This window comes from Hyella patelloides LEGE 07179, assembly GCF_900659865.1.
Lineage (GTDB): Bacteria > Cyanobacteriota > Cyanobacteriia > Cyanobacteriales > Xenococcaceae > Hyella > Hyella patelloides.
This window is the reverse complement of the sequence record NZ_LR213768.1, coordinates 21103-43077: the sequence shown is the minus strand read 5'-3', so window position 1 is coordinate 43077 and position 21975 is coordinate 21103. Positions and strand designations below refer to the sequence as shown.

General features: G+C 38.9%; 16 protein-coding genes and 1 pseudogene. 13 read left to right on the top strand and 4 right to left on the bottom strand.

The window, feature by feature from the left end; translation table 11 throughout:
* Positions 1–54 precede the first annotated feature (54 nt).
* Complete coding sequence (locus H1P_RS00820) at positions 55–1473, bottom strand: efflux RND transporter periplasmic adaptor subunit (RefSeq protein WP_144863172.1); 1419 nt, start codon at positions 1471–1473, stop codon at positions 55–57.
* A 279-nt stretch (positions 1474–1752) separates the two neighbouring features.
* Between H1P_RS00820 and H1P_RS00815 the strand changes: the two genes are divergently transcribed.
* The 3 genes from H1P_RS00815 to H1P_RS00805 all read left to right on the top strand — a co-directional run bounded on the left by H1P_RS00815 (position 1753) and on the right by H1P_RS00805 (position 4171).
* Complete coding sequence (locus H1P_RS00815; RefSeq protein WP_144863170.1) at positions 1753–2622, top strand: tetratricopeptide repeat protein; 870 nt, start codon at positions 1753–1755, stop codon at positions 2620–2622.
* Entirely contained in the window at positions 2600–2806 is a 207-nt protein-coding gene (locus tag H1P_RS00810; protein ID WP_144863168.1) for a hypothetical protein, read from the top strand. The genes H1P_RS00815 and H1P_RS00810 overlap by 23 nt, the downstream gene beginning before the upstream one ends.
* Before the next feature lie 108 nt (positions 2807–2914).
* The gene (locus H1P_RS00805; RefSeq protein WP_144863166.1) at positions 2915–4171 is read left to right on the top strand and encodes a response regulator; all 1257 of its coding nucleotides are present in this window, start codon (positions 2915–2917) and stop codon (positions 4169–4171) included.
* Positions 4172–4304: 133 nt separating this feature from the next.
* Here the strand turns inward: H1P_RS00805 and H1P_RS00800 are convergent, their stop codons facing one another.
* Positions 4305–5885, bottom strand: a complete 1581-nt coding sequence (locus H1P_RS00800) for a CmpA/NrtA family ABC transporter substrate-binding protein (RefSeq protein WP_144863241.1) — start codon at positions 5883–5885, stop codon at positions 4305–4307.
* Between the two features lie 845 nt (positions 5886–6730).
* Between H1P_RS00800 and H1P_RS00795 the strand changes: the two genes are divergently transcribed.
* From H1P_RS00795 to H1P_RS00755, 10 genes are all read left to right on the top strand, one after another.
* Positions 6731–7411, top strand: coding sequence for an LbetaH domain-containing protein (locus tag H1P_RS00795; protein WP_144863164.1), 681 nt, complete (start codon positions 6731–6733; stop codon positions 7409–7411).
* Between the two features lie 106 nt (positions 7412–7517).
* Complete coding sequence (locus tag H1P_RS00790; protein WP_144863161.1) at positions 7518–8789, top strand: response regulator; 1272 nt, start codon at positions 7518–7520, stop codon at positions 8787–8789.
* 83 nt (positions 8790–8872) lie between these two features.
* A complete protein-coding gene (locus H1P_RS00785; protein WP_144863159.1) occupies positions 8873–9127 on the top strand; it encodes a Mo-dependent nitrogenase C-terminal domain-containing protein in 255 nt (84 codons plus the stop codon).
* Between the two features lie 59 nt (positions 9128–9186).
* Positions 9187–9573 (top strand): response regulator transcription factor, encoded by a 387-nt coding sequence (locus tag H1P_RS00780; RefSeq protein ID WP_144863157.1) that lies wholly within the window; start codon positions 9187–9189, stop codon positions 9571–9573.
* Positions 9573–10127: a chemotaxis protein CheW gene (locus H1P_RS00775; RefSeq protein WP_144863155.1), complete on the top strand. Its 555-nt coding sequence runs from the start codon at positions 9573–9575 to the stop codon at positions 10125–10127. Before H1P_RS00780 ends, H1P_RS00775 begins: the two co-directional genes overlap by 1 nt.
* Before the next feature lie 102 nt (positions 10128–10229).
* Positions 10230–13037 carry a methyl-accepting chemotaxis protein gene (locus tag H1P_RS00770; RefSeq protein ID WP_144863153.1) on the top strand — a complete coding sequence of 936 codons (2808 nt, stop codon included), beginning with the start codon at positions 10230–10232 and terminating at the stop codon, positions 13035–13037.
* Between the two features lie 108 nt (positions 13038–13145).
* The gene (locus tag H1P_RS35610; RefSeq protein ID WP_186375780.1) at positions 13146–13316 is read left to right on the top strand and encodes a hypothetical protein; all 171 of its coding nucleotides are present in this window, start codon (positions 13146–13148) and stop codon (positions 13314–13316) included.
* Positions 13317–13445: 129 nt separating this feature from the next.
* Positions 13446–16376, top strand: a complete 2931-nt coding sequence (locus tag H1P_RS00765; RefSeq protein WP_144863151.1) for a hybrid sensor histidine kinase/response regulator — start codon at positions 13446–13448, stop codon at positions 16374–16376.
* An 82-nt stretch (positions 16377–16458) separates the two neighbouring features.
* Positions 16459–17766, top strand: a complete 1308-nt coding sequence (clpX, locus tag H1P_RS00760; protein WP_144863149.1) for an ATP-dependent protease ATP-binding subunit ClpX — start codon at positions 16459–16461, stop codon at positions 17764–17766.
* 639 nt (positions 17767–18405) lie between these two features.
* The gene (locus H1P_RS00755) at positions 18406–18846 is read left to right on the top strand and encodes a hypothetical protein (protein WP_144863147.1); all 441 of its coding nucleotides are present in this window, start codon (positions 18406–18408) and stop codon (positions 18844–18846) included.
* Positions 18847–18948: 102 nt separating this feature from the next.
* Here the strand turns inward: H1P_RS00755 and gntT are convergent.
* Positions 18949–20303 (bottom strand): annotated as a pseudogene (gntT, locus tag H1P_RS39210) (guanitoxin biosynthesis MATE family efflux transporter GntT).
* Between the two features lie 300 nt (positions 20304–20603).
* Positions 20604–21680 carry a bestrophin family protein gene (locus tag H1P_RS00745; RefSeq protein ID WP_144863144.1) on the bottom strand — a complete coding sequence of 359 codons (1077 nt, stop codon included), beginning with the start codon at positions 21678–21680 and terminating at the stop codon, positions 20604–20606.
* Between the last annotated feature and the right edge of the window lie 295 nt (positions 21681–21975).

Here is a 21975-nt window from a genome sequence, read left to right as displayed (position 1 = left end):
AGAATTACATAATTAAGGTTTGAGATTAACTTGCCAAAGTACTAATTATTTCTCTTAATTTCTACGTTCTTCTGGTAAATCGATAAACACTCGATCTTCTGAGGTAATTCCTTCGAGAACTTGAGTTTTATCTTTAATGGTTAAACCAATAGTTACAGGAGTAAATTCGGGTTGTCCTTTATCGTTAAGTTTCATAACTCCTGTTTCTCCTTTTTCAGTAACAATTGCCACTGTAGGTACAACTAAACTGTTGTTTAATTCTTGACCAATAAAGGTAACATCAACGTTCATTTTAGAGCGTAATTTGTCCTCACCAGTTACTAAAGAGATACGAACTTCAAAAGAAGTTACATTATCTTCCACAATCGCTTCTGGAGCAATTCTTTTTACCTCACCCTCAAACACTTCTTCAGAATAAGCATCAGCAACAATTTCTACCTTTTGCCCCTCTCGCAATTGACTAATATCGACTTCAGGTACTTTGGCAATAATTTCCAAACCCTGAGCTAAAGCGACAATAGAAGTAGCCGAAGCAGAAGCCGAAGTAGAAGCCGAAGTAGTAGGAGTTACAAAAGAACCTTCTACAGCATATCTTTGGGTAACAGTACCATCAAAAGGGGCGGTCACAACAGTATCAGAATACTGTATTTCTATCTGTTGTAAACTAGCCTGAGCAGCAGTTACCTGAGCTTTAAAAGCAGCAATTTCATTCTGTGAGCTATTTTGTTTCTGTTGCAAATCTATTTGAGCTTCTGTTACCTGGGCTTCTAATTGGGCAATTTCAGGACTTTCTGTAGTTTTTAACTGTACTAGACGCTCTTCGATTTCTTTCAGGTTAGCTTGGGCGTTCGAGTTTTCGTTCACTGCTTCATCAAATTCATCTTGAGAAATTGCTCCCCGCTCTAAAAGATAGCGGTTTCGCTTGATTCTTTCTGCGGTTAAATTAAGTCTTGATTGAGCAGATTGTAATTGAGCTTCAGCTTGACTAATTTCTTTGGGAATGCGGGCTTTAATCGCTTGCAATTGTGCTTTGGCTTGAGCAAACCGTGCTTGAGCCTGATTGGTGTTGCCTTGAATTGTGACTTGATTTTGCTCTAAACTTGCGATCGCTTGTTGCAATTGCGCCTCTGCTTCAGCTTTTTGTGCTGCGACTTCAGTGTTTTCCATGATAGCCAAAGTTTGCCCTTGAGAAACGAGATCGCCCTGTTCCACTAATAGTCTGATTAAACGCCCTGGATTCTTGGGACTGACATTAACGTTTTTAATCGGTTCAACCCTACCACTAGCTCTAATTCTCACAGCCAGATTTTCTTGAACTACAGTTTCAGTAAGTTCTTCTATTTGCGTCTGGGAGTTGTTGCGCTGAGTGATTACATAGGTGGTGCTTGCTCCGATTAAGATTAGTCCTCCAGTAATTAAACCGATTCCCCAGAGAGGAAAACGACGCTTTTTACTGGTTGTAGAAAATTCCATAATAATTGTTGGAGAGAATTAGAGAATGAAAGTTGTTAACGTTTCTTAACTATCTTTATAGTAACGATTCTTGAAGTTATGATGTTGTCCAAAGCACAAGCCCTAGACGCGCACGAAAAAAAAATCAGGAATTAATACTTACCACTTCTTCCTCCTTCATCCTTCGCAAAACATAATTTATCCTGATTAATTAAAAAAGGTTTCCAATCTGGAAAAAATACATTTAACATAGACTGATAATAAAGGTTAAGTAAATTTTGTATTGAGGCTATATCGTTCGTGCCTAGATTAAACTGGTTATTTTCTTCAATTGCTTGTGCTGGTATTCTGACTACATCGGCTCTTCCTGGAGCAAGTCAAGCCCTAATACCCTATACACCGCGAATCAATTCGGAAAAATTTGAGCAGCAAGGTTTACAACTACTCCAAGACGCTGTGCAATTGATTAAGTTCCAGCAATATGAACTCGCTTTACCTAGAGCGGAACTAGCTACTCAGCTAGCTCCTAACAACTACGAAGTTTGGTTTATTTTAGGTAGCCTGTATCTACAACAAGAGCAAATTGATAACGGTATTAACGTCTTACAAAAAGCTGAAAATTTAGCACCAGAAGAAGAAGGTATCTTGTTCACGTTGGGGAATGCTTACTTTCAAAAAGGAGACTATGAAGCTGCGCTAGACAAATTGGAAGCAGGATTGAAAATTGAAGATAATGCACCCGAAGCACTCTTCGATCTGGGTAACACTTATCTCAAGCTAGAGAAATTTAACAAAGCCATTAATTCTTATGAAAAAGCTTTTGAACAAGAAGCCAGTTTTTGGCCTGCAATTAATAATGTTGGTCTTGTAGAATACGAACAGGGCGAAACCGATGACGCGATCTCTAAATGGGAAACTGCTCTGGAAATAGATGCAGAACAAGCAGAACCTAAATTAGCTTTAGCTGTTGCTCTCTATGCTCAAGGAGATACACAAAAAGGGGTTGAACTAGCCACCTCCGCTTTAGAAACTGATAATCGTTACGCAGATATTCAATTTTTGAGAGACAATCTCTGGGGCGATCGTTTAATCGAAGATACCGAAATTCTTTTAGCACTTCCTCAAATACAGGCGATCGTTACCAGTTATGAAGCAGAAAAACCCGAATAAGTGGGTAGGTCTAATTAAAGTTAACTGTGAATCGCACCGAGTCAGTAAAGACCGCTTATTTCACGTTTCTACTGATTCGGGTAACCTCGCGCCGATTACTTTTTCGTGCCGACCCTACTTAATTAAAAACAAAGCAGATTTGCCGATTACTCTGTCATGGGACAATTCAGTAATCTGTAGCTAAAAAAACAATAACTAAATAATAGTGTTATCGTAAAAAATCATTTAAGGAAGATACTTTATGGACTTGCTTTGGGAACTATAACTTTAGTAAGCTGATCATTTATCACCTATGGTAGCAACCGCAAAACTTAATCTTAGAGAGTTGTTGTCACAGTTAGCAAGCTTTGACAATTCTGGTTGTCTAGAAGTTAGTGACCAATTAGTTAGTTGGAAAATTTATTTACAACAAGGAGAATTAGTATATGTTTACTGTTCTGCTCAGACACTAGACCAACTGAAGTACTATTTTTATCGTTTAGGGTGGAAACAAGCTATAACAGCCCTAAAACAACTACCTTCATCTTATCTAAAAATACAGTCTCATATACAAAACAAAGTTTCTACTCAAAATCTTTACAGTAAGATTATTTCTTGGCTACTAGCAGGACAGCATATTAAATCATCTCAAGCTTTAAAACTAATTGAATACATGACTAAAGATGGCTTACAATTTTGTCTTTTAGTTGATAAAGGTAATGTTTCATGGCATGATAAAGAACCTCTTCCTTTGTGGATTAGAGAACAACTAGTTCAGCCACTACATTTAAATCTTTTAGAGTGCTTGAAGGTAGAGCAAACTCGACTCAAGCAATGGCAAAGTTGCAGTGAGCAAATACTTTCTGTTCATCAACGTCCTTACTTTACTCCTGGTTGGGAACAAAAAACTCTTCCTGTCTCTGGCTCACTAAATCAGCAAACTCTTGAAGATTTAACCAAAATATTACGTGGACGTACTACTATTCGCCAATTATCAGTATTACTGAAAAAAGATGAGCTTAAAATAGCCCGAATTTTATCTCCTTATATTGACCATAAAATTATTTATCTACGTGATGCTGAATCACCTTTAGATCGATTACCAAATATCCCTCGGATTCACAAAAACACTCGGCAATCTTTTAATCCTACTATATCAAATACTACTCAACATCAGGAAGAAAATAGCAACTATCCGATTAATAAAGTTTGGAAAATAATCTGTATTGATGATAGTACAACTATTTTAAAAGAGATTTTCCGTTTTCTCGATCAAGAAAAATTTGCTGTTACAGCTATTACAGATCCAGTAAAGGCTGTCCCAATTATTTTTCGGAGCGAGCCAGACCTAATTTTATTGGATATTACTATGCCAAAAATTAATGGTTACAAGCTATGTAGCTTATTAAGAGATAGTGATAATTGTAACCAAACTCCGATTATTATGGTGTCAGGAAATACTGGTTTTATTGATAAAACTAGAGCCAAATTGGTAGGTGCTACAGATTATTTAACGAAGCCCTTTACTCAAGAAGAATTAACAGCAATTATCGAAAAATATTTAAAATAAATACCTCTAGTTCTGACAATAGCAAAACTGAATATCCTAGTTTACTGAATAAACTGAAAATTTACTATTCAACAATAATATTTATAATGTAAGCAAGAGGCATAACAATAATTAACAATAATTAATAGCTGAATTAAACACCAAACTTATCAATTTGCTCTTTGAGGTAAGCCTGGGGTTTTTGAGGATCGAGTGTGTCAAATTGAAGTTTTTCTACTTTTAACAATTCTTCGGGTGGATTTGCGCCAAGCTCCTTGGCTAATTCTCTAGCTAGGTCAGTCAGAAATATTTGTTCGCCAATTGTTTTGTAGTCAGCTTTTTCTTCTGGTAAGTAATCCCAGCGTACTAACTGAGTAGTAATCCAGGTAGCAAAGCTTTGCCAGGGATAGGGATCGAAATCAATACGATCTGGCACGGTTTTTGTATTACCTAAGCCATCTTGAAAAGTACCAGTCATTACTGCTTCTAATACATCTATCGGCTGATTGAGGTATTTTTCTTCAGCGATCGCTCTAGCCACTTCAATTCGATTAGTGGGATTACGAGCATAGCCAGCAGCCTGAATAATAGCTTTATTTAACGCCCTAAAGGTATTGGGATGTTGTTTAATCCAACTCTCTCCCGCAGCAAAAGCACAGCAAGGATGACCAGTCCAAATATCTCTAGTTAGGATATGGATAAAACCAATATCGTCGTAGACCACTCTTTGAGTAAAGTTATCGGGCATGAGAAACGCATCGATTTTTCCTGCTTTCATATCTGCGATCGCAATGGGAGGAGGTGAAATGAAGATTTTAACATCAGTATCAGGATTTAAGCCCCCACTAGCCAAGTAATAGCGCAGAATTAGATTATGGTTGGAATAATCATAGGGAACACCAATAGTAAAGCCTTTGAAGTCCGCAGCACTTTTAATTTTGCCTTTGTGTTTATTAGCTACGGCAATTCCTTGACCATTGTTATTTTCAATACTAGCCAAATGTGTAGAGAAAGCTGTGGCATCTAAGCCTAAAGTCATAGCGATGGGCATGGGGGCTAACATATGACAAGCATCCAATTCACCAGCGATCGCTGAGTCTCTAACTTTTGACCAACTAGGGTATTTCTTTAACTCCACATTCAAACCATGATCTTTATAGAAGCCCAAAGGCTCCGACATAATAATCGGTGTCGCGCAGGTAATAGGCAAAAAGGAGATTTTGACATCTTTCTTTTCTAATTCACCTGTAACAGTAGGCTCTTCTTCTATAGCTTGTTGATTGTTACAGCTTGCCAAACCAACTAAAGCAGCACCTATCGCTACGTTACGTAAAAATCGACGACGAGTAAAACGACTATTACTAAGAGTGTCGTTAAAAAACTGTTCGGATTTATGTCCAAAAGCTGCTGCAAAAGCCTCGTCTAGACCTCCTGCTTGCTTGATTAATTCGTTAACTAATCTTTCCCGTTTAGGATTGCCTCGTCCTGCCACTTTCAGAAATAAAGCTTTTTGTAACTCAACCCGACTAATACTATTAGCGACATCTAGGGCTTGTGAGCTGTAGAAACCCATTTTGACCAGATCGTCAATTAGAGCATCTGGTTGGCTAGGCATATCAGCCATTACTTTTGAGTGTTCGTTTGTGGGATGAAACTGACCGCAAACCGAACATTCTAGAACAAAATTTTTCACATCTTCGTGAGGGGCTGACACCGCCACGTCCGACACGAGCATCTGGGGAGACCCCAGATGGCGCGAACTCCTCGAAGGGCGGTGCTTGTATGCCCCGTGATTTGGTGATGAGTGTCCCCATTGTGTTTCTGTAAAGTTATGGGTATTTAGAAGCATAACGGGCAATCCTCACTTATCCTTACCTTTTTGTCGCATCCAATTATAGGAGCAGACTAAAAATAACAGCAATTAAAAGTGATAGAATTCCGTAATACTACCTAGTAAGTTAATTCACATTTGGCGTGTATACTTGTCAATGGCGATCGCAACGCGCCTCGCCAACGGCGAGATCGCTTTTCTGAAAGAATAGCTACATATAGGTAGATAGACTGACATAATTAAAATGAACTATGTCAGAAAGTTTTACATAAAACAGAGCTTTCTGACGGGCGTGACGGGCGTGACGGGCGTGACGGGCGTGACTTCGCAGTTAACTTTAATTAGCCCTACTTACTTCCCTTTCCCTTTTCTGTTTAATTTCTCCCAGTTACTTATGAATTAAGTAACCATAGACTTTCAGCAGTTGAATTTAAAGAGATTATTCAATTGTTTCGTATTCGTCACTTTTTCGTTCCTAGTTTGTTACCTTTTATTAGTTAATTTAAGATCAAGTTAAACAACTAAACGCAGTTTCTTCGGTCGGGTAAATTTAATTGTTCCAAGTTTTCTTGATTTTTGTGTCTTCATAAGTTAATTGAAGTTTGATAATACTCTATCCAATCAAGCTTTAAGCCTGAAAAGTTGATTAGATAGAGATTAATTGAGAAAAAACATCCCAAATTGTTGGATGACAATTAAAAATTTACCTAAAAAACTGTCAACAAAGTGATATCTAAGAGGTAATTTGAATGAGTAAGGTCATTTCATTTAATAATAATAGCGGAAATTCCCAAAATATTCATGCTAATGTTCGTGCTTCCTTCAATAGTCAAATAAAAATTCCTGAAATAAAATCAACTGCTTATGTTCACTCTCTGGCTGCTGTTATTGGTAACGTGTACCTTGGCGATCGTGTTATAGTAGCTCCTGCTGCTTCTGTACGTGGTGATGAAGGTCAGCCAATTTGGGTCGGTAACGATGTCAAGATTCAAGATTGTGTAGTGCTTCATGCTTTAGAGACTGGGCATCACGACGTGCTAATTGAAGAGGCAGTAGTTGAAGTAGACGGAAATTATTATGGTGTTTATATTGACGAGCGCGTTTCTCTAGCTCATCAATGCCAAGTACATGGCCCTGCAAGTATCGGTGCAGACACTTTTGTCGGTATGCAATCATTAGTATTTCGCGCCACTGTCGGTAAAAATTGTGTAATCGAACCAAAAGCTTTGGTAATGGGAGTAGATATTGAAGATGGGAGATACGTACCTGCTGGTGCTTTGATTACAACCCAAACCGCAGCCGATAATTTACCTTTGATTACCCCCAGCTATCCCCTTAAAGATTTGAATAAGGCTGTAGCGGGAGTTAATACCCAACTTTCGGCGGGATATCAAAGACAAGCAAGGAGTTCGCGTTCTCTAGCTGCTTAAAAATATAAGTCATTAGTTATTAGTCATTGGTCATTTGTCATTTGTCTTTTGTTCTGGTGTTGCTAATGACTAAGGGCAAAAGACAATGGAATATTATAACAGTGTGATGAATAATCAAGTTTCTGCAAAATCTATTACTTCTCAAGCCATTGACAGCAAAATCCTGTCGGGGAACAAATTCGATCTGCCGATGCAGGGGGAGTTATTTGATACTTTGAAACAACTGCGATTCAATGGTGAACTAGTGTTGCAAGAAGCCGAAGGCGAACACTGGACGATTTATCTTCATCTTGGTCATGTCGTATTTGCCACTGGGGGGACTCATCCAGTCAAAAGATGGCAAAGAAACCTCACAACCTACTTACCAGAGCTAGCTGTTGATTTCTCTCACGAACAATCGGAACTATCCAACATTGCTTCAGAAGATTACAATCGATGTTGGCAATACCAATTGCTGTATTCCTGGGTCAAACAGGGTAAAATTACTCGTCAACAGGCCACTAAGATTATTTGGTCAACTATAGTTGAGGTACTGTTTGATGTTACCCAACTCGGACATATTACTTATGAGCTAAAACCAGGTCAGTCTTCTGCTCAAGGAATAGTTTTGATTGATGGGAGTCGCATAGTAGCAGAAGTCAAACGACAGTGGTTATCTTGGCAAGCAGCCAAAGCAACGGATCATAACCCTAATCTTGCCCCCATAATCAGACAACCAGAAGAACTACAACAAAACACCTCGACAACTGTATTTGAGATGCTGACCCAACTCTTAAACGGTCAACAAACTTTGCGGGATTTAGCTTTGGAGATGAACCGAAACGCTCTCTCAGTTACTAATTCTCTATTACCTTATTTGCAGTCGGGGCTAGTGGAGTTGATTAACATTCCCGATTTACCAGAGCCAGTCTTAAGCACATCTGCTGATACTTGCATCCAGTCACCTTTAATTGCCTGTGTGGATGATAGTCCTTTAATTTGTAGCTCTTTAGAAAAATTTATGACTGGTGCAGGGTATCGATTTGTGGGAATTAACGATCCTTTAAAAGCTTTTAGCATTTTGCTGGCACTCAAACCAGATTTGATTTTTTTAGATTTAATGATGCCTAATATCAACGGTTATGAACTTTGTGACAAATTACGTCGCATTTCAGTTTTCCGCAACACGCCAATTATTATCCTGACGGGAAATGATGGGGTCATAGATCGAGTCAAAACCAAATTGGTTGGAGCTTCTGATTTTTTAAGCAAAGTCAATGTTGATCGCCAGATAGTGGAAAAGACGATGAACAAACATTTGCGACACTGCACTCTCAGTCAGCTTGCTTTGAGTAACTCTTCTGAAATTAGTCACAAAACCTCTCAAAAAATTGCTTAAAAGAAGTCTCGCTATCTTCTACCGCTTCCTTTAACCCCCATACTTCCCCATCTCCTGAATTTGTTTCACTAAATTGGATAATCATGAACAATTCCACTGTCTTTGTCTTGTTTCGCGAATTACAGAAACAACTCGAATCAATTGAAATTAATAGTCTTGTTATAGCTCGCTTGCTTTGTAAAATTATTCCTAATAACTGTCCCTTTGAGCGCAAGATTCAATTTGGCAACCACACCATCATTTCTATTCCTCCTCTTTGTAAGCTAAATCCGTTTTACGATCAACTGATTGCACTACGCTTTAAGTCTTCAGTCTATCTGATGGAAAAATGTCATTAAGATTTAACTCTTTAATTGCTAGTTAATATTGTTAATTATTTATCGGTGAAAAAAAGCTCATGAATACCGTCCTGGTTGTTGAAGATTGTCTGGTAGATCGTAAAGCGATCGAGTTTAGTCTAAAACAAAATGGTTTTGAGGTGCTAACGGCTCAAAATGGAGAAGAAGCTATCCAGAAACTTCGCAACTACCAACCCGACGTAATTATACTCGATATTTTATTGCCTGGTTACAGTGGCTTTGAAATCTGTCGTCAATTTAAAACTGACCCCAAGACTAAAAAAATTCCGATTGTTTTTTGTTCTAGCAAAGCAACTGAACTCGATAAATTCTGGGGATTAAAGCAAGGTGCAGATGCTTACCTAACCAAGCCAATTGTTTCTCAAGAAATCATTCCTATTATCAACCAAGTGATTAACCGCCAAACTTTTGCTGGGGAGGCATAATGATATCTACAAAAAATTCAGCTGAATCTCAGGTAAAAGCGCAATTTTTACAGCTACATCTAGCTTCAGGAACGATCGCTTTACTCCCAACTGAAAAAGTCAGCAAAATTACTAGGCAGTCGGCAGTTCAAAAAAATCTCGAACTTATACCTACTCAAGTATTGACCATTAGCGCAGATCGAGTTGTCTCTATGCCTCACATGGCTTCTTGGGTCATGGGAGCTTACAACTATCGCGGTAAAATTATGTGGCTTGTTGATTTAGGTTATTTAATGGGGCTAGTCCCCATATCAAGACAAGCTCGTTCTCTTACTGACTATACAACTGTGATGGTACACATAAGTTCTGATGAATCTTCTAATCAGTTGGTGGGATTGGTGGTTAATCGAGTAAATAGCATCGAGCGATGTAATTTGAGTTCAATTATAACTTCATCTGCTGAGCCTAATACTGAATTTGACAAGTTTTTTCAAGGGTATTGGGAAAAATGCGCCACTGAAATTTTGCCTGTTTTAGACCTCGAGCTTATTGGACAGAAGATTTTTGATTATTAAATTGGTTGGTCATTAGTTATTAGTCGCTAAATAAAAGACGAAAGAAAAGCCATAAAGAACAAAGTATTACTGATACATTCACTTAAGATATATTTTATTCCGATGATTACTAACTTATTGATTTCCAATTCGTCTGACACCGAAAATCAAACTACCTCACCCCAGCTTGTTGCTGATGCAATGGATTCTATCTCTCCACCAAAATCTTCTTTAAAATCTCGTATATTATCTTATTGGAAAAAATTAAGCTTGCAAAACAAGGCAACAACTATTGCTATTGCTATCGGTGTAGTTCCTATTACTGTAGTGGGAGGTATTGCTCATTATGTAGCCAGTAAATCTTTGATGCACCAAATTGTTGTCGAGCAAGAAAGTCGCACTTTTGAGATTAAACAAAAAGTCAGTCTTTTTACTAATCAATTAATTGACGATTCTAAGACAATTGCTAATTCTCCTCTGTTAAACGATCCTCAACTAAATCAAGCTACTTCTCTCGAACAGAAAGTTGCACTTTTAAATACTCATATTGATGCACATCCGCAAGACTACGATGGGATTGCCGTTTTCGATCCCGAGGGAAATCTACTCTTTCAATCAAAATCAACTCAACCTTTAGACCCGAAAGAAAATTTTGGCGATCGCGAATATTTTCAACGAGCCATTTCTACCCAAGCCACTGCGGTTAATAATCCCAGTTTGGCATCTTATCCAGGAGGTCACAATAGTCTCGTAGTAGCTACGCCCATTAAAGAAAAAGGAACTGGTCTGGTACTAGGTTTGGTTAGGGTGCGGGTGCCTTTGGCTAATTGGCAAAAGGTTGTTCAAGGCTCTCAACTTGAAGGCTCAGAATATATCCTCATCGATTCTCAAGGAAAAATTTTTGCAGCTAACGAATCAGAAGTGATTGGTCAGGGTGCGGGAGTTGATTTTGCTCGATTACCTCAGCTACAGGAGAAAATGCAGATTGACATTGGCAATGGTATTGACCCTGCAAATTTGCTGAAAACTAACGTTATGCTCGATAAAAACGATCGGGAAAAAGTTGTAGTCAGCCTAGGCTCAATTAACGATGTTGAGGGGGTTTTAGCACCAGGTTGGCAGGTTGCTCTATCTCGCCCTGTAGATCGAGCTTTTGCTCCTTTAATACGATTGCGCTGGATTCTGCTATTGGGTACGAGTACCGCAGCTTTGTTGGTTGGCAGTTTAGCTGCTCTTTTAGCTCGTCGGGCTACATTGCCCATCTTAGAAGCAGCAGAAACAGTTCAAAAAATTGGTCAAGGGGATTGGAACGCTAGGCTGGAGGTTCAAGGTTCCGATGAGCTAGCAATGCTGGGAACTGACATCAATAAGATGGCAAAACAATTAAAATCATTTGTTTTCCAAAAAGCTAGAGAAACAAAACGTTCTCAACTCCTCAAAGATTTAACCCTCAAGCTTGCTTCTGCGGTGGATTCAGAAGCAGTTTTTCAAGTTGCAGTGGAAGAAATCATTTCCATTTTGAAAGTGGATCGGGCGATTATTTACTATCAAGATCAAGATGCAGATGAACCTGGTAAAGTTGTTGCTGAAGCGGTCAAAAGCGATGGCATATCACGGTTACAAACTACAGCAACTCAACTAGAGTACCTGCACGAATATTTGGCTAATGATCGCTCAGATCGAGTACGAGTGGTCAACAATATTTATCAAGCCAAGCTCCAATTACCTCATATCAGACAATTAGAAGCTTTGAACGTTAAATCAGAGTTATCTACCCCTTTATTCTTCAATCAAAAGTTTCAAGGATTTTTTGTGGTCCAACAGTGCGATCGCTTGCGAGCCTGGCAACAGGGGGAAATCGACTTTTTTAGTCAACTTGCTTCCCAAATAATGTTAGCCAAAGAGCGAACCGATCTTTTACTAGAACAAAAAACTGCCAAGGAACAATTACAAAAACGGGCAATCGAATTGTTAATGGAGATCGAACCCATTAGTAAAGGAGACTTAACCATTCGTGCGACGGTAGCTGACGGAGAAATTGGTACATTTGCCGATTCGTACAATTCTACAGTGGAAAATCTACGTCAAATTGTCACTCAGGTACAAAAATCAGTGACTCAAATGACTACCACTACTAACAAAAATGGAAAAATTGCTCAATCTCTTTCAGAAAGAGCAACCCAGCAATCAGAGGCCATAGCTTCTGCTCTCCAACAAATTCAGGCGATGACAGAATCAATTCAATCCGTTGCTCTTCACGCCAAACAGGTAGAAACCTCTTTCCAAGATGTATCGGATACTGTAGCTGTCGGTAATGTAGGTATGGAGCGCACAGTAGACGGCATTTTTGCCATCCGCGAAACTGTTGCCGAAACAGGGAAAAAGGTCAAACGATTGGGAGAATCTTCGCAAAAGATTTCTAAGGTAGTGAACCTAATTAATAGCTTTGCCGACCGTACTAATCTATTAGCCTTAAATGCTTCTTTAGAAGCTAATCGTGCTGGTCAAGAAGGACAAAACTTTGCCGTGGTAGCCGACGAAGTGCAAACTTTGGCACAGCAGTCAGCAGAAGCTACTATCGAAATCGAAAAGCTAGTAGCTAGTATTCAACTCGATACTAAAGAGGTAGCAACAGCGATGGAACAAGGAACAGAACGGGTAGTAGCTGGCACCAAATTAGTTGATGAAACTCGTCAAAAGCTGAATCAAATTGCTGCTTCTAGTACTCAATTAGGCGATCGCCTAAAGCTAATTACGGTGGGAACTGTTCAGCAATCTCAAGTCAGTCAGGAGATTAGTGAAACCATAGCAGAAGTAGCAATTATGGCAACTACAACTTCCGCAGCATCGGTAGAAGTATCAGCCTCAACCCAAGAGTTACAGGACATCAACGATGAACTACAAACCAGTATCAATCGATTCAAAGTTTAATTCTTTCTTATGTCTTTTTTCCTCGATCGTTTGTCGTTTGTCTTTGATTGACGACTAATAATCAATAACCAATAATCAATAACCAATAATTATAATTAATTTGAAAAGATGAATACAGAAACCAGACAAGCAGAACAATTCCATGCCAACTTTCAAAGATTAGATCGCAATATCGATCGCCTGCAACGCAAAAATATGGATCGGCGTAATTTTTGTTTAATAATTTTACTACAGCTATCAATGGCATCAGTTTTTCTTGATTTTTACTTTGTTCATTGAGCCACAATAAGACGTCAGAAGTCAGAAGGTAATAGTTTATTAATCATTTGATTACTGTCTTGTAACTTGCTACTTGCTGCTTAAAATCCCTCCCTTGCTTCCCCAACTTCCCTTAAAGATTACAAAACTATGATGGACTCAGAAGAAAGAGAACGTACTTATCAATTTTTTCTGGAAGAAGTTTCGGAATTACTACAGGTACTAGAAACGGGTTTGCTGACTATCCAAGAAGATTGCAATCCTGCCAAAATTCACGATTTAATGCGTGCTGCTCATTCTCTTAAAGGAGGTGCTGCTACTGTCGGACTAAATTCGATTGAAACTATTGCCCATCGCTTAGAAACTATTTTCAAAGCTTTGTATGTAGAAACTGAAATCGATACAGAGCTAGAAACATTATTACTTGAGGCTTATGATTGTTTGCGATCGCCATTAGAGCAACTGATTACCACTGGAAGTTTTGATTCTGAAACGGCTCTAGTTGTGGCTGAATCAACTTTGACTAGAATTGAAACCAGATTGGGTGATGCTTTGCAAGAAACAGATCACTATCTTCCTAGCTCTAGCGATCTGGGAGTCGATCTAGTAGAAAGTCTCTTTGAAGTGGATGTTACCCAAGGAATCGAACATCTCACCGAGATCGTTGCCCATCCTCAAGACTATAATTTAGCTACAGAATTACGCTCTCAAGCTGAGGTTTTTCTAGCTTTTGCCGAAATGCTAAATTTGCCTGGTTTTGGAGAGATTGCAACTGAGACAATTGCTGCTCTTGATGCTAGTCCTGAAGCAGCTAAGACCATAGCTAATCTGGCTTTAGAGGATTTTCTGGCTGCTAGAGAGCAAGTTTTAGCAGGCGATCGCAATTCTGGGGGTAATCCTTCCTCGGCTTTGCTTGCCTTTTCTCAAAAACCTCAATTAAAAGTAGTTGAAAATTCTACTACTACTTCTTTAGCAATTATCGAACCAGAACAACCGAAGATTGCTGCGGAGACTAACTCTTCTAGTTTGGTATTAGTTCCCTCGAATTCTTCTTTAATACCCTTTGAAGCTTCTGCTGAGCCATCAGAACCAGAAAAAGAAACAATCGATCCTCCTACCAAACCAAAACCCACTGCCAATCTCAAAATCCGAGTTGATTCGCAACGCTTAGAAAAAATCAATAATTTTGTCGGCGAATTAGTAATTAATCGTAATAGCCAAATTTTACAACAGGAACAATTAACAACAATTTTAAATAAACTTCAAAATCGCTTAGAACAATTCCAACGCTTAACCCCCCAATTTCAGGAAAGTTCGGAGCGAATATCTCTAGCACCAAACCACAATAACCAGAATAATATTATATCTTCAGGAGATTTTGATGCCCTAGAAATGGAGCGCTATGGACAAGTATATTCCTTGACTCAAGAGTTGGTAGAGGAAACCATGCAGTTTGAGGAGGCAATAGACGATCTTGTTCTCTTAAAAAGACAGTCTGACGACACCATCAAACAACAGCAAAAAACTTTGTCTCAATTGCGAACAGAATTGATGTGGGCGCGGATGCTACCTTTAAAACAAGTGCTTGCTTCTTTTCCCAGAACATTACGAGACTTGTCAGTTAAGTACCAAAAACCAGTCAAGTTGAATATGATTGGGACAGAAGTTTTAGTCGATAAAGGCATTTTAGCAAAACTCCACGATCCCTTATTACATTTGATTCGTAATGCTTTCGATCACGGTATTGAGGCACCAAGTCTCAGGTTTCAACAAGGAAAACCAGAATTAGGTCAAATTGATATCGATGCCTATCATCAAGGTAATCAAACCTTAATTGAAATCAAAGATGATGGTGGAGGTTTAGATTTAGAGAAAATTGCTCGTAAGGCAATTGAACGAGGTTGGTTATCAGTCACACAATTGGCAACAATTAATCAAGAGGAACTACTAGACTTAATTTTCAAAACAGGATTTTCTACAGCAGAGCAAATTAGCGAACTTTCTGGTAGAGGTGTCGGACTGGATGTAGTTCGCTCTCAATTGGAAGAAATTAAAGGAGAAGTGACTGTCAAGTCAATTCCAGGCAAAGGAACAACCTTTACTTTGAGCTTACCTTTAACCCAAACCATCGCCTCTATGTTGGTTTGTCGCGTAGATTCCTCAGCTATTGCGATCCCTGCTACTAATGTTCGAGAAGTTATCTTACCCCAAGCAGAACAGATTATCCGTTCAGGAAACCAACGAATGTTATCCTGGCGAGAACAACTATTGCCAGTTTATCGACTGGGGGATTTGTTAGAATATAGATATCCTGCCTTCGTTGGCTCTCGAAATCAAGCACTTAAGAATATAGCGAGTTCTCAACAAGAAACTTTACCCCTATTAGTAATTAGTCAAGGAAAACAAGATTTTATTCTCGAAATTGAAGGCTTGAGTCAAGAACAAGAACTGGTAATCAAACCTTGGACTGGCAAAATGAAGACTCCCAATTATATTTACGGCTGTGCCGTTTTGGGAGATGGCGGTTTGATTCCTGCAGTTGCACCTACCGCTTTGTTAGCTTATGTCAGAGAGCAAAATTCCTCTAATCAAAACCATCAGAAAGATTCAACTACTCAGGCTGCTTCTGAGGAGAAACGTTTAGTCCCCACCGCTTTAGCTGTTGATGATTCGGCAATGATGCGACGAATTTTAACTCATACCCTAGAAAAAATTGGTTATCGAGTTTTAACTGCCAAAGATGGTTGGGAAGCACTGGAACTCCTCAACCAAAGTCCTCAAATACAGCTCATTATCAGCGATCTTGAAATGCCCAAGCTTAACGGTTTAGAGTTACTCCATCGGTTGCGCCAGAATTCGCGACTCGCCCAAATTCCCGTTGTTCTGCTAACCTCTCGCAGCAGTGCCAAACATCGCGCTTTAGCAATGACTTTAGGAGCCAATGCCTATTTAACTAAACCCTATATCGAACAGGAATTTCTTGCCGAACTCAGAAAAATTCTGGGCAATAATCAAAAACATCCTTTAGAAGTACAATGCAAATCCGCTTCCCATCAATTTTTAAGCTCCTCTATCGCCTGATTTTAATAAAAGCTTTTAGCTATTAGCTTTAAGTAATTTAATTTACATACTTACTTATCAACTCAAAATTTAGGAAATTATAATGACTATCGAACCTCTTCAATTAAGCTGTTCTTTCTGTGGCAAACCTCAAGATATGGTGAACAGACTCATTGCTAGCGACGGTGTTCGTATTTGCAATGAATGTGTGGAATCATGTAGTGAATTATTAATTAGCGATCTTGTGGAAGATGGTAGCGAAGATACCCCTCAAACTTGGTTGGATGAACCTCTACCCAAACCCAAGGAGTTAGTAAAATACTTAGACGAATACGTAATTGGTCAAGAAGACGCTAAAAAGGTGTTGTCCGTAGCTGTTTACAATCACTACAAACGTCTTAGTCATAAAGCTAAAGCTGCCAACAACAATTCTTCAGGTACAGATAATGCTATTGAGTTACAAAAATCGAATATTTTGTTAATAGGTTCTACTGGTTCGGGTAAAACCTTACTAGCTCAAACTTTAGCTAAAATTCTGAATGTTCCTTTTGCGATCGCTGATGCCACGACCCTTACAGAATCGGGTTATGTTGGCGAGGACGTTGAAGGTATTCTCTTGCGTCTTTTGCAAGCAACAGAAATGGATATCTCCGAAGCAGAACGAGGAATTATTTACATTGACGAAATCGATAAAATTACTTGTAAAAGCGAAAATCCTTCCATTAGTCGCGATGTTTCTGGCGAAGGAGTACAGCAAGCTTTATTAAAAATTATTGAAGGAACTGTTGCTCACGTACCGCCTCAAGGTGGGAGAAAACATCCCAATCAAGAATGTCTTCCGATAGACACTAGCAACATTCTTTTTATCTGCGGTGGTGCTTTTGTGGGTTTAGAAAAAATGATCTCTCGCCGTAACAACCAAAACCAAAAAACTATGGGGTTTACATCTGCGAAAACGATAGATTTAACTTCTCAAGCAAAAGATAATCTCTTGAAGGATCTCGAACCAGAGGACATTGTAAAATTTGGCGTCATTCCTGAATTAGTTGGACGACTCCCGATCATCACCACTTTAAAACCTTTAACAGAAGAAGCATTACTTGCCATATTAACCGAGCCTCGTAATGCCTTGGTCAAACAGTATCAGGAGCTAATGCAGATGGATAACGTGCAGTTAGAATTTGAACCTGAAGCTCTATTGTTGATCGCTCAAGAAGCTTATCGACGCAAAACTGGAGCTAGAGCATTACGAGGAATTATGGAAGATTTAATGTTGGATATCATGTATGAATTACCATCACGACAAGATATTCATCATTGCTTAATTAATAAAGAAATGGTGAATCAGCATTCCACTGCCGAGTTACTTTTTTATCCGACCTCCCCATTGTTGCAAAAAAATGTAGGATAAGCAGACATGAAGCCTCTACTACTATGCTAATAATTTGCTAAATTGCTAGGTGTTACTGAATGCATTAATTTGAATTTAATGATGGATCGATAAGAATAAATTGGTAGGGGTTTGGCGATGCTAAATCTCTACAATAACTTTTGCCACCATTACCTAATCAGCAACGCCAATTGTTATTAGATTATCAGTGATGAATCAGTTCCAGGTGGAATATCCTAAAAATATCAAGAGTCTTTTATCTTGCGAGCGGGAAGACCTTCACTCTAAGTGAAGGGATGAAAGCGAGCGCGATATCCTGTCGGGTAAAATTGGCAATTTTGAAACAGAATCTTCATGCAGTAAAAGCTGAAATTGTTGTCTAGTAAAGCTTGTAGGTTGCCAGAAAAGAAGAGATTAGTCGCAGTTCGCGAACTCTCCTACACAGTGAAACTGGAAACGCTAGAACTGCTAACTCTAATGAGTTAATCAATCCTTGAAAAGTGAATAACGTAGCTTTTTGCAAATAAAGCATGAGGGTTGTAACCAAATAAAATATAGTTCTTCGGACGGAGGAACTGAAGCCTCGGTACAGCTTGAGCTGTACGCCAGTACAGGGCATTTCATAGAGATAGCCAAACCTGGGGATAGGACGTAAGAGTCGTGAGAATAGGCTTAATGCCAAAGGTAAAAGCGACCAACCTAAGCGAAAGAGGAAGCCCTCGGCTATGCCGACGGGTACGTCACGCTCAGTTCCCAATGACAAACCACCACCAATTATTTTTGAAAATAGGTATTCCCTTAAGACAAACTGCAATTAACGTAAAGTGGCAAACTGAGACGGAAAAACAACGATACCAATTCGTTAAAAGCGGCTCTATTTCTGTCGTTTCTCCAGACTTACCTCACGCAACCTGGATCGAACAACCAGCAGAACAACTAATTATCAGTTTGAGTCCTGAATCAATTGCTCAGGTAATTGATGATTTAAATTTTAAGCCAGCAAGAATAATACCGCAGTGGACGGCTGAAGATAGATTTATCGAGCAACTTGGGCTGCTGCTGACGGAGTATCGGCAGGTATCTTCGCTCATCAATCCTTAATTGTCAGCAAAAATCCCTATTAAAACTAATAGAGATCTATACTAGGTCGAGGATTATTTTTTATTCCAGATTTAAATAGCCAATAATTAAGTGGTTAATCGCCTAAACCTGAAGATTTTGGTGACTCTGAATTCTAAAAACTTTTATAGCTAGAGAGATTAAAAGTGTTGCCATATAAGAGGTTAGAGATAACCAAAGCAGGTGGTTACTTTGAAAATACCAAGCAAGTCCTGCAACAGGAACAAATCCCAGTATTAGAGCTACTAAAGCAGAATTGCGTAGTTTCGCACTTTCTTTTAAGCCGATTACATATCCTTCTAACATGAAAGCAATAGCACCACAGGTCAGAAGTGGCAACAACCAAGCTGTATATAAGATCGCAGATTGGCTGAGATAATCGTGATTAGTAAGCCAGCCGAGAAGTGTGTGCGGAAACAAAATCGGCATTGCTGCAAAGGTAGATGCGATCGCTAAACTGGTAACAATAGAGACATTTAACAAGGGTATCATCTGTTCTGTTTCACCTTTGCCCTTAAAATTACCGATTAGGGTTTGGGTAGTCAGACCGACACCATTAACCGTAAATTGACTCAACAGTACAATTTGCAGTAACAATCCGTTGGCAGCAATCACCTCAGTCCCCATGCCCGCACTCAAGTTGGTAAAAATAGAATAGGCAGTAATCATCGCCAAATAGCGAATCAAAATGTTGCCTTTAAGAATTACTGTCGATTTAGTGCTTGCCAATCAAACAACTCTTTGAAAGCTGCGGGTAATATTTGCCAATCAATACTCACAGCCACTCCAATCAAAGCAATGAACAGTGCTAGATACTGACTTAATGCCGTTGCCAAACCTGCTCCTGAACTTGACCAGTTCCATTGATTAATCATTAGATAGTCTAAGATTACATTAGAACCATTACCGACTAAAGAAATTATTAGCACCAAAGCCTTATTTTCTCGTCCCAGAAACCAACCGATTAAGACAAAGTTCAGTAAAACCGCAGGTGCGCCCCAGATACGAGCGTTAAAATAATCAATCCCAAAGTTTTCAATAGCTGGCTCTCCAGATAGAATGGCAAAACCTAACTTTTGGATCGGATATTGTAAAATTAGAATAATAACAGCGATCGCCAAAGCTACTAAACCACTTCTCAGAAGTGCTAACGCAATTCCTTTATGGTTATTTTCTCCTACTGCTTGAGCAGTTAAGGCATTGGTGCCGTTGCGGAAAAATTTTAAGATTCGATAGAGATAGTCAAATAAGATACTCCCCAGAACTACTCCTGCTAAATAGCGGATATCTTCTAAATGCCCTAAGAAGGCAGTATCGCAGATTCCTGCTAACGGCACCATCATATTAGAGAAAATACTAACAATTGCCAGTTGAGAAAATCGAGGTAAGAAGCTATGATAGCGAGCTGGAAGAGAACGAAATAAAATTGATGGATTCATACATAAAAAAACTGAGGTTTAATTGGTCATTGGTGATTGGTTATTTGTCACTGGTTTTTAGTCATAGGCATCAGGAGCAAATATAATCAAGGCGACTGACATTGGAAGAAGAGCAAACATCAGAGCAAATACAAATAACATGATACTTTCCTGGAACTAGATTCATTAAAATTGGTAAAAACTTTTTGGAATTAAGACAAGTAAAAACTCTTACTTTGCATCTTAAATTAATGATGGGTAAAATCTTGGAAATTTCATCCTAGTCTTGAACCTATCATTTTCTGGGGAATAGATAGATCCCTATGCAGTCTTTTTAGGCGATCTGGGAAGATTGATAATTTTTGTAGAATCAGGTGCATTTTGAATTAAGTCTTCAACATTGCCCTCAATGGCTGTGCAGATAAAATCTAAAGGTAAATCATTGGGATCGTGACCAAAAGGTTCTTCAATTTCTGCTCCTACTTCGTCAATTGAGAGATAGATAAAGCTGATAAATCCTGAGACTAAACCAGTTGCCCAGCCCAATCCTGCAACTAATCCTAAAGGCGACACCACGAAATAAGCAATTAGCAGTGTTTTTAAAGCAATCGTATATACTAAAGGAACTGGCGTTTTTAAAATACGTTCGCAGCCTCCTAAAATATCCACCATTTCATCTAAAGAATTTTGCAAGTCGGTTAACTGAAACACATTTAATTTTTCGTTTCTGTAGCAACGCTGTAAATAATCGCCAATCCAAAGAGCCAACTCCAAAGGTACGTGATTAGCGTGTTGCAGTCGGCGATACTGAGCGGGTGATACCAAAGATTCGACTTCAGAGTTTACTTGCTCTCGGCGTAAATGCATCTTCATTGCGGTAGAAAAAGCTGGAACTAAACGTATTGATGCTTCTTTTTCCCGACGGTCTTCAAGATTTTCTTCTTGAATGTAAATCCAAATACCTCTGCTTAAGTTACGAACTACATTAACCATTGCGCCCCAAAGCTTACGACCTTCCCAAAAGCGATCGTGGGCGGTATTGGTTCTAAATGCCAGTAACAAACCCAAAGCCACATTTAAACCCACAATCGAATCGGAAATTGACTTATTTCCCACGATAAAGTCTAAAAACCCCCAATGGTTGAGTAAAGCAACTAGAAATCCATATCCAGCACACAAACTAGCCCAAGGAAGGACACTAGGAATTACTGTTCCTGCTAGTCGTGAGATAACTTGTAATCCGTGCAGATGCTCGCCACTATAAATCTTAAATTTTTCGCGAAATCTTCTATAAGTAGCCGATTTTTGGCGATTGATTTGATCCTTTTGGGAAAATCGCAAAACCTTATTTTTTGACGTTTTCTGCTTTTGATAATTATTATTACTTGGTGTATTCATTGCTAAATCTCCAATAATTAGATTTGATTGTTCTGAGCAAGCTGAATCCTTCTCGAAAACGAACTCGCTATAATCTGCTAAATTGTCTAACCCCAAAAGGTTCAGTATAATTTCTGCAATCAACCAAAAAGCTATTCTGGAGATTAATTTTTTCCACTTAACTCCCATTGATTTAGTTGTTAGCGATTAGTCATTCATCATTAGCCATGAAAATTATGACTAGCTCATAGATAGAAAGAAGCGAGAATCAAACATCGATTGAAAAACCTGAATAAAAGCTCCGCGATCGAGAATT